Source organism: Allobosea sp. NPDC055353 (genome assembly GCF_053644975.1).
The window spans coordinates 878928-893834 of the sequence record NZ_JBSHMC010000002.1; the positions used below are offsets into that span (position 1 = coordinate 878928).

Here is a 14907-nt window from a genome sequence, read left to right on the forward strand (position 1 = left end):
GTCATTCCGGGGCTTCGCACAGCGAAGAACCCGGAACCCACGACTGAGCGAAGCGGCCTGCATAGCGCCATACAAAGCGTCCCACCCCGTCGTGGGTTCCGGGTTCGCCCTTCGGGCGCCCCGGAATGACAACCTTACGGCGCTAGGCGGCGGTCCCGCCCTGCCCCGCCAGCAGGCAGATCCGCCGCGCCACCTCATAGGAGGTCTCGAAGGCCGGCAGCGGCAGGAATTCGAAGCGCGAGTGGAAATTATGCGCGCCGGTGAAGAAGTTCGGCGTCGGCAACCCGCGCGCCGAGAGCGCCGCCCCGTCCGTGCCGCCCCGCATCGGGATCCGCTTCGGCGCGATCTGCAATTCGGCCAGCGCCGTCATCAAGAGATCGACCGAGCGCCGGTCCTCGCCCAGGCTGTCGGCGATATTGCCGTAGACATCGCTCACGTCGGAGGAGACGCGCCCGGTCGGATAGCGCTTTGCGATCTCGGCCGCGACCTCGCCGATCCGCCGCTTGCGGGCTTCGAAGGACGCCTTGTCGAAATCGCGGATATTGGCCCGCAGCACCGCCTCGGCCGCGTTGGCGACGAGTTCGACGAACCAAGTATAGCCCTCGCGGCCGGCCGTGTTCTCCGGCGTCTGCGCCCGGTCGAAGGCAGCCATGAAGTCCTGCGCCATCAGGATCGGGTTCACCAGCACGCCCTTTGCCGACATCGGATGGGCGGTGACGCCGGTGAAGGCGATCTCGGCCATGGCGGCGTTGAAGTTCTCCCAGACGACCTCGCCGACCTCGCAGCTATCGATCGTATAGGCGAAATCGCAATCGAACCGGGCGAGATCGAGCGCCTTGGCGCCGCGCAGGCCGATCTCCTCGTCCGGCACGAAGGCGACCAGGATGTCACCATGCTCGTCCTCGGGGCGCAGCTCCGCCAGCAGCGTCATCACGATCGCGACCGCCGCCTTGTTATCGGCGCCGAGCACGCTGGTGCCGTCGCTGAAGACGATCTCGTTGCCCTTGTAGGGGACAATCTCCGGATGCTCGGCAACGCGCAGCCAGATGTCCTTCTCCGCATTGAGGCGGAGATCCTCACCCTCGAAGCGCAGCACCTGCGCCTTGATCACCGGCGACAGGCCGACATCGACCGTATCGACATGGGCGATGAAGCCGATGCGCGGCGCGCCGGGCTTGGTGCCGCGCTTGAGCGCCGTCACTGTGGCGTGGTCGTCGATGACGACATTCTCCAGCCCGAGCGCGCGTAGCTCCTCGGCCAGCAGTTCCGCCAGAACCTGCTGACCCGGCGTGCTCGGCAGGCTGGTCGCCTTCATGTCGCTCTGGCTCTCGATCGCGACATAGCGCAGGAACCGTTCGAGCAGTTTGTCGCGCAAGCTCACCGCGCCTCTCCCTTGGCCAGTCGCGACAGCCAGTCCCGCACCTCGGCCGCGCTCGCCGGCTTCCCGCCGGCAGCCTCGACCCGGCGGACGGTCTCCGCGATCAATTCACGATTCGTCTTCTCGCAGCCGAAGGGCGCATCCTCCAGCCCGCCGCGGACATGGACGCCCCGCGCCACAGCCGGGCCGATGAGGTCGCCGAGATCGACGCCGAGCCCGGCAATCATCACCGGCGCCTCCGGCGCATCCTCGGCGAGCAGCTTGAGATGCGCCTCCAGCGCCCATTCGCGCGGCGGAAAGCCCCAGGCGAAGGCATCCGAGAACATCAATCGGTAGATCGGCATCGGCATGCCCGGATAGGCCTTGGCCAGCGCCGCGCCGAGCCGCGTGAAGCCCGGCTCGTAGATCGCGTAGCTCGGATGGACCTTGTGGCGTTCGGCCACCTCCATCCCCTCGCGGATATGCTCGCCGGGATTCTGGTAGATGAAGCCGGCCTCGCCCTGCGGGATACCGGCGAAGGTCGTCCAGTTGCACGAACCGGGATCGAGCACACCCCATTCGGCAAGCCCGCGCTTCGCCAGCTCCTCGAGATGGGTGTAGCGGCCGGAACCGATCATGTCGCCGGCGTATCCGGAGCCGAGGATCGGGATGGTCGGGTAGACGATGGCGTCGACCCTGGCGCGGATGCCCTCGATCGCCCGCGCATAGAGCTGCCAGTCGTCGCGCTGCCGGCCGGTCGCCATGTCGTAGACATGCAGATGCACGATCGCCGCGCCCGCCTCGACGGCGGCGATGCCATCAGCGACGATATCGGGGATGCTGATCGGAATGCCGGGCTGGCGCTCCTTGCCCCAGGGGCCGTTGATCGCGGCCTCGACCCAGATCGGCTTGCTCACGGGCATGTCCTCGCTTCTCCGCAATTTTGCGCAAACCGTAAGCTGCTCCGCTCGGGCTTGTCAGCCCACAGGTCGGCTGGGCAGGATCGGCACAAACGCATGCGAAGACCGGAGCCCACCATGCTCGAACGCCGCGCGACCTATCGCGACACGCTGGACGCCTTCGCCTGGCGCATCCCGGAGCGCTTCAATATCGGCTCCGCTTGCTCGGACGCCCATGCCGACGGCAGCGGCAAACCGGCGCTGATCTTCGAGGAAGACGGCGGAAAACTCGCGACGCTCTCCTTCGACGAACTGTCCCGCGCCTCGAACCGCTTCGCCAATCTGCTCGTCGCTCACGGCATCGGCCCGGGCGAACGCGTCGGCATCCTGCTGCCGCAATCGCCGCAGACCGCGATCGCCCATCTCGGCGCTTACAAGCTCGGCGCCATCGCCCTGCCGCTCTTCATCCTGTTCGGCCCCGAGGCGCTGGAGCATCGCCTCGGCCATAGCGGCGCCAGCGTTCTGGTCACCGACACAGAGAACATCGGCAAGGTCGAGGCGATCCGCGACGCCCTCCCGAACTTGCGCAAGATCTTCGTCGTGGGCGGCGCCGGCCATCTCGATTTCGAGGCGGAGATGGCGAAGACTTCCGACCGCTTCACCGCCGCCGACACGCGCGCCGACGACCCGGCCGTGATCATCTACACCTCCGGCACGACGGGTAAGCCGAAGGGCGCGCTGCATGCCCATCGCGTCCTGCTCGGCCATCTGCCCGGCGTTCAGATGCCGCAGGAATTCTTCCCGCAGGCGCATGATCTGTTCTGGACCCCGGCCGACTGGGCCTGGATCGGCGGTCTGCTCGACGTACTCCTGCCCAGTCTCTATTGCGGCGTGCCGGTGCTCGCCTCGCGCGCCCGCAAATTCGACCCCGAGGCCGCATTCGATCTGATCGCACGGCACAAGGTCCGCAATGCCTTCCTGCCGCCAACCGCGCTCAAATTGATGCGGCAGGTGCGCGATCCCCAGCGCTTCGGCTATGCGATGCGCTCGATCGGCACGGGCGGCGAGACGCTCGGCGCCGATATGCTCGACTGGAGCCGCGAGACCTTTGGCTTCCCGGTCAACGAATTCTACGGCCAGACCGAGGCGAACCTGCTCGTCTCGAACTGCGCCAGTCTCTATCCGGTGAAGCCAGGTTCGATGGGTCGCTCCGTGCCCGGCCACCGCGTCGCGGTGATCTCACCCGAAGGCCGTGAACTGCCAGCCGGCGAGCAGGGGTTGATCGCGGTCGCACGACCCGATCCGGTGATGATGCTGGAATACTGGAACCAGCCCGAAGCCACGGCGGCGAAATTCATCGGCGACTGGCTCGTCACCGGCGATAGCGGCGCGCGTGACGAGGAGGGCTATTTCTGGTTCCAGGGCCGCGACGACGACATCATCTCGTCGGGCTCCTACCGCATCGGACCGGGCGATATCGAGGACTGCATCATCCGCCATCCGTCCGTGCTGATGGTCGCGGTCGTCGGCGTGCCCGATCCGGTCCGCACCGAGATCGTGAAGGCCTTCGTGCTGCCGAAGCCTGGCGTCACGCCGACCGCGGAACTGGCGGCAGAAATCCAGGCCTTCGTGCGCGACCGGCTCGCGGCCTACCAGTATCCGCGCGAGGTCGAGTTCGTGACGGAACTACCCCTGACCGCGACCGGCAAGATTATGCGCAAGGATTTGCGGAACCGGGAGATCGCCAAGCAGCGGGGCAGTTGAAAAGGCAATGAGCCAACAGACAAAGCGCGGGATCCCCTCTCCTGTAAGGAGAGGGGTAGGGGTGAGGTGTAGGCCCCTGGACCAGTGAACTGCGACCTCGCCGCTGCGCAGCGACCACCTCACGGCAAACACGGTGAGCGGCCTACCCCTCACCCTGCCCTCTCCCTCTGGGAGAGGGTTCCCCGCGGGTCCTGAAAGGCGTCAGCGCGCCTCCAGCACCAGCTCGAAGGTCATCAGCACCGGGTTATCGCCCCGAACCAAGCGCCCGCTCGCCAGCGCGCTGCTATAGTCGACAAGCGCGACATCGATCGTCGCTGCGAATCCGGCGGCACCAGAAGCGATACGCCCTTCGGTAATGGCAACCTCCGTCGCGAAATTCTCGACCACGCCGCCATCGACGAACCGCGCCCCGATGGTCGAGCCTACACCACCATGGATCACCGCCTCGCGGATGCCGCGCTCGGCGCAGAACGCTTCCAGCGCTCCGCAGAAATCCACATTCGGCTTCACGCGCAGCGCGAAGAACCGGCCTTCCCTGGCGCCATCAGACGCCGCCGCCACCGGCCCGAACAGCTTGAAATGCGTCTCGCTATCCGGCTCGGCCGTGAAAGCCGCACCATCGAGCCCGACGGCCTGCAGCGTGATCGTCTCGGCAACCACCGTCTCATCCGGCAGAATATGGCCGCCGCTGCGCTTGCCACCGCCCTCAACCCACAACGCATGCGCGTGAAAGAACGGCGCACCATCGCGCTGGCCGAAGGTCATCGCGCCGACCTCGATCCGCGCCCCGCCCTCAGGCCGATACGTATCGCTGTAGAAGGCGGCATGCTCCGGCGTCTTGGAGAGAGCCGGCATCACATAGGCGAAGGGCGCGAGCTTCAGCCCGTCGAGCTTCACCACGCCCGAGGCGAACCCCTCGGCCGCGAAGCCACTCCTCACCGCCTCCAGCAACGGCACGCCAGCGGGCAGCGTCAGCGAGAAGGCTCGCCCGCCGCATTCCACCCACTGGATGCGCTCGGGCGTGCCGGTGCCGGGCTGCTCGATCCGCCTCACGATGCCTTCCCCTTGAGGAAATCGAGTTCGCCGCGCTTCTCCAGCTCGTCCTTGACGAGGCGTTTCGGCACCTTGCCATAGCCCGATTTCGGCAGGGCCTCCCAGAACAGGAAGCGCTTCGGCATCTTGTAGCGGGCGATCTTCGGCCCGAGGAAATCCGCGATCTCGCCTTCGGTCGCATGCTGGCCCGGCCGGTTGACGCAGACCGCGATGCCGATCTCGCCCCAGACAGGATCAGGCACGCCGAGCACCGCGACCTCGGCGATCGCGGGATGGGTCAGGATCTTCTCCTCGATCTCACGCGGGTAGATGTTCGAGCCGCCGGAGATGTACATGTCCGAGGCGCGGCCGGTGATGTAGACGAAGCTCTGTTCGTCCATATGGCCGAGATCGCCGGTGCGGAACCAGCCGTTGCGGAAGGATTTCGCGTTGGCTTCCGGGTTGTCGTAATAGCCGGCGAAAACGGCCGGCCCGATCACGCAGATCTCGCCCTGCACGCCCGGCTCGACCTCTCTCCCCTCGTCGTCCTGAATCTGCACCTGCATGCCCGTGCGCTCGAAGCCGCAGGTACCGATGCGGGCGTTCGGGCCGTCCTCGGCCTCGTGCAGGGCCGGCGGCAGCACGGTGATGTTGCCGGTCACCTCGCCCAGCCCGAAATACTGCACGATCACCTTGCCGAGCTTCTTGAGCGCCGCCTTCTGGTCCTCGCGGTACATCGGCGCGCCCGCATAGATGATGTAGCGCAGACTGGAATGATCATGGCTGTCGGCGGCGGGATGCTCGACCAGCATCTTCAGGATCGTCGGCACGGTGAAGATGTTGCTGATGCGGTGCTTCGCGATCAGCCGATAGGCCTCGTCGATATCGAAGCGCTCCGTCGGCAGCAGGATCGAGGTCGCGCCACGCGCCGAGATCATCAATTGGTGCACGCCCGCGCCATGCGAGAGCGGCGCCACCACCAGCGAGGCATCCTTCTCGGTCGAGCCGGGCACGAGATCGCAGAGATGGTTGGTGATGACGAAGCCCATCTGGCCATGGGTCAGCACCGCCGCCTTCGAGCGCCCGGTCGTGCCGGAGGTGAAGAAGAACCAGCAGGGATCGTCGTGCTCGACCGCGGCGTTCTCGACCTTTTCGCCGCGATGGCGCGCGATCACGGCGCCGACCTCGTCTTCGCCGAAAGCGCCCTCCCCGATCCGCCAGGTGAAGCCCGGGGCCGGATTTGCGGCTGCCACTGCCGCCGCATGCTCCGGGAAATCGCCATGGCAGAGGAAGCCCTTCGCGCCGGAAGCCGTGGCGAGATAGGCGACCTCGTCCGGCAGCAGGCGGAAATTCGTCGGCACCCAGACGGCGCCGAGCCGGAAGGTCGCGAACATCGAGACGAACATCGCGTCGCAGTTCTTGGAATGGACGAGCAGGCGGTCGCCCTTGCCGATGCCGCGCGCCTTCAAACCTGCGGCCAACGCCGAAACCTGCGCATCGATCTCGGCCCAGTCGAGCGTCTTCTCGCCCCAGATGAAGGCGGGATGCGCGGGCAGGCGCCGGGCATTTTGCGTCGCGATATGGGCGAGGTTCATCACACGCCGCGTCATCGGCACGACGCCCCCGGTCGGGGCTGGTTTTGCAGAGCTCATCTTGCGGCTCTCCCTGTCTCGATGGAACGCGGTGCGGCGGCCACGATTGGCCGCACAGCCCGCTTGGATACGAACATCTGCTTGAGCAGCGCTTCCAGCCGCTCGGCCTCGCGCCCCAGCAGGAGCGAAAGCTCCGCCTGCCGGGCCGGCACCATCCGGCTGTCGATCGCGGCGATCGACAGCGCCCCTGCGACCCGCCCGTCCGGGTAGCGGAAGGACCGGCCGATGCCCCATGAGCTGGCGACGAGCCGGCCGGGATTGAGCGAAAAACCGCGCGCACGCGTCCCGGCGACATCGGCCCGCAAAGCCTCCGGCGCGAAGCCTGGATAGCGCGCCAGCAGCGCCGCCTCATTGGCGGCGATGACCCGGTCCACATCGTCGTCCGGCAGGGCCGCCAGCATGGCGAGGGAGCCCGCACCGACACCGAGCGGGTGCTGGTCGCCGGCCTGCAGCGCGTGCGTGCGGACCGGATAGGTCCCCTCCTCCCGATGCAGGCAGATCGCGTAGTTCTCGCGCCGGACGGTGAGGAAGCTCGTATCCTGCGTCTCGGCCGAAAGCCGGCGCAGGCCCTCCATTGTGATCTCGAGCAGGCTATGGCGCCGCGCGGCCAGCACGCCGAGCACGAAGGCCTCCTCGCCCAGGCAATAACGCCGCGTCTGCGGCTCCTGCTCGACCAGCCCGGCCCGCATCAGCGCCAGCAGGAGGCGTCGCGTCGTCGGCTTGTTGAGCCCGCTGCCGGAAACGATCTCGCCAAGCGGCAACCCCTCGGCCGGCTCCCGCCCGATCAGCGAGAGCAGCCCGAGCGCGCGGTCGACGCTCTGCGAGCCGGACAGCCCGGCTTCGGGCGCGGAATTTGGCGGCAAGCGCTCCTCCACACAGTCCATGATATGGACCTTGTTCTTGTTCTCCAACCGTAGATGGGCGCTTTGCGGATTGCAATGCCGCTTCCCTTGTGTAATCTGCCTGCCGTCCCGCTGCCCGGCTATTCACAGTGTGGACCACAAGCGACGCCGACGACCCAACAAGATCGGCGCGGAGGGAGGAACGGAACGATGGCCCCCAGGGCATCCTGCATAGCGGGCGCTTTGCGTCCGGCGACCGGCACCTGAGGCCGCCGCATGGTCGATGTCATCGATACCCTGAAAATCCCTGAGAACCTCAGCGAGAACGAGGACGCACGTCCCGGCTCGCCGATCATGCGCCCGGTCGAGGCCATTGCCGCGGTGCTGGTCGCCTTCATCATCGGCGTGCTGCTGCTTGGCGTCGTCTCGCGCTACGTCTTCTCGCTGCCCTTCGTCTGGGTCGACGAGGTCGCCTCGATCGCCTTCATCTGGCTCGCCATGCTCGGCGCCGCCATCGCCGTCGACCGCAACGAGCACCTGCGATTGTCGCTGTTCGTCGGCATGATGCCGCCGCGGCTGCGCGAATTCGTCGAGACGCTGGCGCTCGTCGCCGTTGCCGCCTTCCTGGCCGCGATGGTCCATCCGGCCATCGATTACGCGGTGGAAGAGAGCTACGTCACCTCGGCCGCGCTCAACATCCCCGTCAGCTGGCGGGTCTCGGCGCTGGCCGTCGGCATCGTGCTGATGCTGCTGCTCACCCTGCGCTATATCTTCAAGACCGCGCGCCTCGTCGACATCGCCGCGGCGGTGCTGGTCGTCGGCGGGTTCGGCCTCGCCTTCTGGCTGCTCGGGCCGACGCTGAAGGGGCTCGGCTACTACAACATCCTGATCTTCCTGCTCGGCGTCGTCGCCGCCTGCCTCGTTGCCGGCGTCCCGATCGCCTTCTGCTTCGGGCTGGGCACGCTCGCCTTCCTCGCCTTCTCGACCAGCGTGCCGACCATCGTCATGATCGGGCGCATGGACGAGGGCATGTCGAGCCTCATCCTGCTCTCGGTGCCGATCTTCGTGCTGCTCGGCTGCGTCCTCGACGCCACCGGCATGGGCAAGGCGATCGTCGATTTCCTCGCCTCCCTGCTCGGCCATGTCCGCGCCGGCATGTCTTATGTGCTGCTCGGCTCGCTCTATCTCGTCTCGGGGATTTCGGGCTCGAAGGTCTCGGACATGGCGACGGTCGCGCCGGCGCTGTTCCCGGAGATGAAGCGGCGCGGCTACAAGCCCAAGGACCTGATCGCGCTGCTTTCGACCGGCGCCGCCATGGCCGACACGGTGCCGCCCTCGATCGTGCTGATCGTGCTCGGCTCCGTCGCCGGCGTCTCGATTGCGGGGCTGTTCAACGCGGGCTTCGTCATCGCCGGCGTGCTCTTGGTCGCGCTCGCCGGCCTCGCTCGCTGGAAGGCGGCGGCGGAGGACATGAAGGGCGTGCGCCGCGCGCCCCTCGCGGTGATCGGCAAGGTGGCGCTCGTCGCCGCGCCGGCGCTGGTCCTGCCCTTCATCATCCGCGCCGCGGTCGGCGGCGGCGTCGCCACCGCGACCGAGGTCTCGACCATCGCGGTGCTCTATGCGCTCATCATCGGCATCGTGCTCTATGGCGGCATCAGCCCGCGCAAGTTCTACCAGATGCTGGTCGAGACGGCGGCGCTTTCCGGCGCGATCCTGGTCATTCTCGGCACAGCGCTCGCCATGGCCTGGGCCCTGACCCAGACCGGGTTCGCCCGCGACCTCGCGGTCTTCATGGCGAACCTGCCCGGCGGCTGGCTCACCTTCATGGCGGTCACCATCGTCGTCTTCATGATCCTCGGCTGCGTGCTGGAAGGCCTGCCGGCGATCGTGCTGATGGCGCCACTGATGTTCCCGATCGCCAAGAACCTCGGCATCAACGACGTGCATTATTCGATGGTCGTGGTCACCGCGATGAATATCGGCCTGATGGCGCCGCCGATCGGCATCGGCTTCTACATCGCCTGCAAGATCGGCAACGTCTCGCCGGACGAGGCGATGGGCGCCGTCTGGCCCTATATCTTCGCCCTGATCATCGGCCTCGTCGTCATCGCCCTCGTGCCCGGCCTCTCGACCTGGGTGCTGTGAAGCTCACAACAAGAAACCAGCAAGAAACCAGATATTCTCAAGGAGAAAACGCCCATGACCATCTCGCGCCGCACCCTGCTCCAGGCGACAGCCGCCGCTTCCGCCATCGGCACCTTCCATATCGGCCGCGCCAACGCGCAGGCTGCCGAGTTCACCTATAAATACGCCAACAACCTGCCCGTCGCGCATCCGATGAACACGCGCGCCAACGAGGCCGTGGCCAAGATCAAGGAAGAGACCAAGGGCCGCGTCGACATCCAGATCTTCCCGAACAACCAGCTCGGCTCCGACACCGACATGTTGAGCCAGGTCCGCTCGGGCGGCGTCGAATTCTTCACGCTCTCGCCGCTGATCCTGTCGACGCTGGTCGCCAACGCCTCGCTCTCGGGCATCGGCTTCGCCTTCCCGAACTATGACGCGGTCTGGAAGGCGATGGACGGCGAGCTCGGCGCTTACGTCCGCGGCCAGATCAACAAGGCCAACCTCGTCGTCATGGACAAGATCTGGGATAACGGCTTCCGCCAGATCACCTCGTCCAAGGGCCCGATCAACACGCCCGACGACCTCAAGGGCTTCAAGATCCGCGTGCCGGTCTCGCCGCTCTGGACCTCGATGTTCACCGCCTTCCAGTCGGCACCGGCCTCGATCAACTTCGCCGAGGTCTACACCGCGCTGCAGACCAAGATCGTCGACGGCCAGGAGAACCCGCTCGCGATCATCTCGACCGCCAAGCTCTTCGAGGTGCAGAAATACCTCTCCCTGACCAACCACATGTGGGACGGCTTCTGGTTCCTGGCCAACCGCCGCGCCTGGGAGAGGCTGCCGGAAGATCTGCGCGCCATCGTCGCCAAGAACATCAACGCCGCCGCGCTGCTCGAGCGTGACGACGTCGCCAAGCTCAATGCCAACGTGCAGGGCGAACTCGTCGCCAAGGGCATGGTCGCCAACGAGACCAAGGCCGACGCCTTCCGCGAAGCCCTGCGCAAGGCCGGCTTCTACGCCGAGTGGAAGAAGAAGTACGGCGACGAGGCCTGGGCGATCCTGGAGAAGGCCGTCGGCAGCTCGCTGAGCTGATCGGCCTAAATCACCCACGCGGGTCATCCCGGGCTTAAGCGAAGCGGAGACCCGGGATCCATTCCGGAACGGCTCAGGAATGGATCCCGGATCAACGCGGCTTCGCTGCTTGTCCGGGATGACCCGCGCATGTTTCTGATAGCAAGAGATTGAACACCATGGCCGACCGGCTGAAGGGCAAGATCGCCATCGTCTTCGGCGCCGGCTCCTCCGGCCCCGGCTGGGGCAACGGCAAGGCCGCGGCCGTGGCCTATGCACGCGAGGGCGCCGGCGTCGCCTGCATCGACCTGAACCTGGAGGCCGCCGAAGAGACCGCCGCGATCATCGCCGGCGAAGGCGGCAGGGCACTCGCGCTTGCCGCCAATGTCACCGATCTCGCCTCGGTCGAGGCCTGCGTCGCCGCGACCGTGAAGCATTTCGGTCGGCTCGACATCCTCCACAACAATGTCGGCGTCACCCATATGGGCGGGCCGGTCGAGCTCTCCGAGGAGCAGTTCCAGGCCTCGCTCCAGCTCAATCTCGGCTCGGTCTATCGCTGCGCCAAGGCCGCCATTCCGGAGATGCTGAAAAGTGGTGGCGGCGCCATCGTCAACATCTCCTCGCTCGCAGCGATCCGCTGGACCGGCTATCCGTACTTCGCCTATTACGCGACCAAGGCGGCGGTGAACCAGGCGACGGTCGCGCTAGCGATGCAATATGCGAGGCAGGGCATCCGCGCGAACTGCATCATGCCCGGCCTGATCGACACGCCGCTGATCTACAAGCAGATCTCCTCGCAATACGCCTCGGTCGAGGAGATGGTCGCGGCCCGCGACGCGCAGGTGCCGCTGGGCAAGATGGGCACCGCCTGGGACATCGCCAACGCCGCAATCTTCCTCGCCTCCGACGAGGCGAAGTTCATTACCGGCGTCTGCCTGCCGGTCGATGGCGGCCAGAGCTGCACGACCGCGCCGCTGGGCTAACCGTCATTGCGAGCGTAGCGAAGCAATCCAGGGGGACTGGGTTGAACGCTTCCGCCCGGTCCCCCTGGATTGCTTCGTCGCTACGCTCCTCGCAATGACGGTTGGTGTTAACGCCCAACCGTCGAGCGTTCATTCCTCCCCTGGAACGCTTGCTCCATTTCCGCTTCGCTGCCAGAACTGTCGACAACAGGGACGGCAACGGGAATCCAGGATGAGCGAAACCGCCGTTGCGGAGCTGCCGCGCGACTTCGACGAACTGCGCGCATCGATCCTCGCTCAGCGCGAAAGCCTGCCCAAGCGCATCGCCCAGATCGCAGCCTACGCCCTCGACAATCCCGACGAGATCGCCTTCGGCACCGCCGCCAGCATCGCGGTCTCGGCCGGCGTCCAGCCCTCCACGCTGATCCGCTTCGCCCAACATCTCGGCTTCGACGGTTTCACCAGCCTGCAGGGCGTCTTCCGTGCACGCCTGCGCGAGCGCAATTCCAGCTACGAGGAACGCCTCAACACGCTGCGCGTCGGCGATGGCACCGCGGCCGGCAACCACCGCATCCTCGACGGCTTCCTGACCGCCTCGCGCAAGTCGCTGGACGTGATGAGCCGCACGCTCGACGAAGCCACGCTCGATCGCGCGATCGATGTGCTCGCCCGCGCCGAGACGATCTATATCCTCGCCCGGCGCCGCTCCTATCCGGTGGCGAGCTATCTCGCCTATGCGCTCGGCAAGCTCGAAGTCCGCAACCAGCTCGTCGAGTCGGCCGCCGGCCTCGATCCGGAAATGATCGCCTTCGCCACGCCGAAGGATGCCGTCCTCGTCATCAGCTTCTCACCCTATGCGCCCGCGACGGTCGAGGATGCGCGCGGCCTCGCGGAACGCGGCGTGCCGCTCGTCGCCATCACCGACAGCGCCTTCTCTCCGCTCGCCAGCATCGCCAAGCTCTGGTTCGAAGTCGCCGAGGCGGATTTCGGCGGGTTCCGCACCCTGGCCTCGACCATGGCGCTCTCGATGGCGCTCGCCGTCGGCGTCGGCGAGGCCCGCCGGGCCGGACGCGGCAGGGGTCGCCGTGGCGGGCATGCCTAAAGCTTTAGGAATATACATTCCGCATTGACGAATTGATGGAATTATTATTTCATTCCCGCAACCGGAGCCGTTCGGCTTCGATGATCATCGCTGCCGGGAGGAAGACATGGCGGGACCGCTCGGCGGATCGGCGCAGGCGCTCGACGTCATCACCATCGGCCGCGCCTCGGTCGATCTTTACGGTCAGCAGATCGGCTCGCGGCTGGAGGATGTCACCTCCTTCGCCAAATCGGTCGGCGGTTGCCCCGCCAATATCGCGATCGGCACCGCCCGGCTCGGCCTGCGCTCGGCTCTGCTCACCCGCGTCGGCAACGAGCAGTTCGGCCGCTTCCTGCGCGAGCAATTCGCCCGCGAGGGCGTCAATCTCGACGGGCTCAAGACCGACCCCGAGCGCCTGACCGCGCTCGCCATCCTCTCGGTCGAGAGCGACAAGTCCTTCCCGCTGCTGTTCTACCGCGAGAACTGCGCCGACATGGCGCTGGAGGAAGGCGATATCGACCCCGCCTTCATCGCGAAGGCCCGCGCCGTCGTCGTCACCGGCACGCATTTCGCCCGCCCCGGCCCCGAAGCCGCCCAGCGCAAGGCGATGAAGCTGATGCGCGGGAACGGCGGCAGGGTCGTGCTCGACATCGATTACCGCCCCAATCTCTGGGGCCTCGCCGGTCATGATGCCGGCGACAACCGCTACATCGCCTCGCAGGCCGTCTCCGAGCGGATGAAGACGGTCCTCCCCGGCTGCGACCTCATCATCGGCACGGAAGAGGAAGTGCTGATCGCCTCCGGCGAAAGCGAACTTTTGCCAGCGTTGAGGACCATCCGCTCGCTCACCCCCGCGACCATCGTCCTCAAGCGCGGCCCGATGGGCTGCATCGTCTATGACAGCGCGATCCCCGACGATCTCGAAGACGGCATCGTCGGCAAGGGCTTCCCGATCGAGGTTTATAATGTGCTCGGCGCCGGCGACGCCTTCATGTCCGGCTTCCTGCGCGGCTGGCTTGGCGGCGAAAGCCTCCAGACCGCCGCGACCTGGGCCAATGCCTGCGGCGCCTTCGCCGTCTCGCGCCTGCTCTGCTCGCCGGAAAGCCCGACTTTCGAGGAGCTGCAATATTTCCTGAAAGAGGGCAGCCCGCACCGCGCTCTGCGCAAGGACGCGGAGATCAACCACATCCACTGGGCGACGACGCGCCGACGCGACATCCCCTCGCTGATGGCGCTCGCCTGCGATCATCGCTCGCAGCTCGAAGAGCTCGCCGCGAAGCTCGGCACAAACCCCGCCCGCATCGGCGATTTCAAGGTGCTGGCGGTGAAGGCCGCCGCCCGCGTCGCGAATGGCCGCCCCGGCTACGGCATGCTGCTCGACGAGAAACATGGCCGCGAAGCGATGTTCGAATTCGCCCGCCATCCCTTCGCCTGGCTCGGCCGCCCGGTCGAGTTGCCGGGCTCGCGCCCGCTGCGCTTCGAGACCAGTCAGGATATCGGCTCGCTGCTGCCGGAATGGCCGGTCGATCACTGCATCAAGGCGCTCTGCTTCTATCACCCGGACGACCCCGAAGACCTGAAGCGCGAGCAGCAGGAGAAGCTGCGCGGCCTGTTCGAGGCGGCGCGCAAGGTCGGCCGCGAAGTGCTGATCGAGATCATTGCCAGCAAGAACGGCCCGCTCGGCCCCGACACCATCGCCCGCGCGCTGGAGGAGATCTACGCGCTCGGCATCAAGCCGGACTGGTGGAAACTGGAGCCGCAATCGTCGCCCGCCGCCTGGGCCGCGATCGAGCAGACTATCGCGAAGCATGATCCCTGGTGCCGCGGCGTGCTGCTGCTCGGACTCGACGCGCCCGCCGAAGAGCTGGAAGCAGGCTTCGCCGCCACGGCATCGAGCCCGATCGTCAAGGGCTTCGCCGTCGGCCGCACCATCTTCATGAGCGCGGCCGAAGGCTGGCTTTCTGGCAAGCTCGACGACGAGGCGGCGATCGCCGACATGGCGGGGCGTTTCGACGCGCTGACCGGCCTCTGGCTTGCCACGCGCGGCCGCAAGGCGGCATAGATCGTGTCCTGCCGAGAGCGACCTCTGTCATTCCGGGACGCGCCGCAGGCGCGAACCC

General features: G+C 66.7%; 11 protein-coding genes. 6 read left to right on the forward strand and 5 right to left on the reverse strand.

The genetic code is table 11. The features are described from left to right. Positions 1 to 142 precede the first annotated feature (142 nt). Positions 143 to 1381: a peptidase T gene (gene pepT, locus ACWIEX_RS17585; RefSeq protein WP_454034273.1), complete on the reverse strand. Its 1239-nt coding sequence runs from the start codon at positions 1379 to 1381 to the stop codon at positions 143 to 145. Further along, on the reverse strand, positions 1378 to 2274 hold the full coding sequence (locus ACWIEX_RS17590) for a beta-keto acid cleavage family enzyme (protein WP_454034274.1): 897 nt from the start codon (positions 2272 to 2274) through the stop codon (positions 1378 to 1380). Before ACWIEX_RS17590 ends, pepT begins: the two co-directional genes overlap by 4 nt. Before the next feature lie 120 nt (positions 2275 to 2394). Here ACWIEX_RS17590 and ACWIEX_RS17595 point away from each other — a divergent pair, with 120 nt between their 5' ends. Further along, positions 2395 to 4020, forward strand: a complete 1626-nt coding sequence (locus ACWIEX_RS17595; RefSeq protein WP_454034275.1) for an acyl-CoA synthetase — start codon at positions 2395 to 2397, stop codon at positions 4018 to 4020. Between the two features lie 201 nt (positions 4021 to 4221). On the opposite strand, the gene ACWIEX_RS17600 is transcribed toward ACWIEX_RS17595, so the two are convergent. Genes ACWIEX_RS17600 through ACWIEX_RS17610 form a run of 3 tightly spaced genes read right to left on the reverse strand, consistent with a single transcriptional unit; the run spans position 4222 to position 7588 of the window. Then, on the reverse strand, positions 4222 to 5073 hold the full coding sequence (locus ACWIEX_RS17600; protein WP_454034276.1) for a PCC domain-containing protein: 852 nt from the start codon (positions 5071 to 5073) through the stop codon (positions 4222 to 4224). Further along, positions 5070 to 6704 carry an acyl-CoA synthetase gene (locus ACWIEX_RS17605; protein ID WP_454034277.1) on the reverse strand — a complete coding sequence of 545 codons (1635 nt, stop codon included), beginning with the start codon at positions 6702 to 6704 and terminating at the stop codon, positions 5070 to 5072. The genes ACWIEX_RS17600 and ACWIEX_RS17605 overlap by 4 nt, the downstream gene beginning before the upstream one ends. After that, the gene (locus ACWIEX_RS17610) at positions 6701 to 7588 is read right to left on the reverse strand and encodes an IclR family transcriptional regulator (protein WP_454034278.1); all 888 of its coding nucleotides are present in this window, start codon (positions 7586 to 7588) and stop codon (positions 6701 to 6703) included. Before ACWIEX_RS17610 ends, ACWIEX_RS17605 begins: the two co-directional genes overlap by 4 nt. 234 nt (positions 7589 to 7822) lie before the next feature. Here ACWIEX_RS17610 and ACWIEX_RS17615 point away from each other — a divergent pair, with 234 nt between their 5' ends. The 5 genes from ACWIEX_RS17615 to ACWIEX_RS17635 all read left to right on the forward strand — a co-directional run bounded on the left by ACWIEX_RS17615 (position 7823) and on the right by ACWIEX_RS17635 (position 14849). Then, positions 7823 to 9691 carry a TRAP transporter large permease gene (locus ACWIEX_RS17615; protein ID WP_454034279.1) on the forward strand — a complete coding sequence of 623 codons (1869 nt, stop codon included), beginning with the start codon at positions 7823 to 7825 and terminating at the stop codon, positions 9689 to 9691. 54 nt (positions 9692 to 9745) lie between these two features. Beyond that, the gene (locus tag ACWIEX_RS17620; protein WP_454034280.1) at positions 9746 to 10765 is read left to right on the forward strand and encodes a TRAP transporter substrate-binding protein; all 1020 of its coding nucleotides are present in this window, start codon (positions 9746 to 9748) and stop codon (positions 10763 to 10765) included. A gap of 158 nt (positions 10766 to 10923) precedes the next feature. Continuing rightward, positions 10924 to 11727 carry an SDR family NAD(P)-dependent oxidoreductase gene (locus tag ACWIEX_RS17625; RefSeq protein WP_454034281.1) on the forward strand — a complete coding sequence of 268 codons (804 nt, stop codon included), beginning with the start codon at positions 10924 to 10926 and terminating at the stop codon, positions 11725 to 11727. 211 nt (positions 11728 to 11938) lie between these two features. Beyond that, complete coding sequence (locus ACWIEX_RS17630; protein ID WP_454034282.1) at positions 11939 to 12808, forward strand: MurR/RpiR family transcriptional regulator; 870 nt, start codon at positions 11939 to 11941, stop codon at positions 12806 to 12808. A 106-nt stretch (positions 12809 to 12914) separates the two neighbouring features. Then, on the forward strand, positions 12915 to 14849 hold the full coding sequence (locus ACWIEX_RS17635; RefSeq protein WP_454034283.1) for a bifunctional 5-dehydro-2-deoxygluconokinase/5-dehydro-2-deoxyphosphogluconate aldolase: 1935 nt from the start codon (positions 12915 to 12917) through the stop codon (positions 14847 to 14849). The last annotated feature ends 58 nt before the right edge of the window (positions 14850 to 14907 follow it).

Excerpts from the sequence above, each read along its gene's own strand:
- ACWIEX_RS17625 (WP_454034281.1), top strand. The coding sequence starts at position 10,924 with ATGGCCGACCGGCTGAAGGGCAAGATCGCCATCGTCTTCGGCGCCGGC.
- ACWIEX_RS17595 (WP_454034275.1), top strand. The coding sequence starts at position 2,395 with ATGCTCGAACGCCGCGCGACCTATCGCGACACGCTGGACGCCTTCGCC.
- ACWIEX_RS17615 (WP_454034279.1), top strand. The coding sequence starts at position 7,823 with ATGGTCGATGTCATCGATACCCTGAAAATCCCTGAGAACCTCAGCGAG.
- ACWIEX_RS17605 (WP_454034277.1), bottom strand. The coding sequence starts at position 6,704 with ATGAGCTCTGCAAAACCAGCCCCGACCGGGGGCGTCGTGCCGATGACG.
- ACWIEX_RS17610 (WP_454034278.1), bottom strand. The coding sequence starts at position 7,588 with ATGGACTGTGTGGAGGAGCGCTTGCCGCCAAATTCCGCGCCCGAAGCC.
- ACWIEX_RS17630 (WP_454034282.1), top strand. The coding sequence starts at position 11,939 with ATGAGCGAAACCGCCGTTGCGGAGCTGCCGCGCGACTTCGACGAACTG.
- ACWIEX_RS17635 (WP_454034283.1), top strand. The coding sequence starts at position 12,915 with ATGGCGGGACCGCTCGGCGGATCGGCGCAGGCGCTCGACGTCATCACC.
- ACWIEX_RS17620 (WP_454034280.1), top strand. The coding sequence starts at position 9,746 with ATGACCATCTCGCGCCGCACCCTGCTCCAGGCGACAGCCGCCGCTTCC.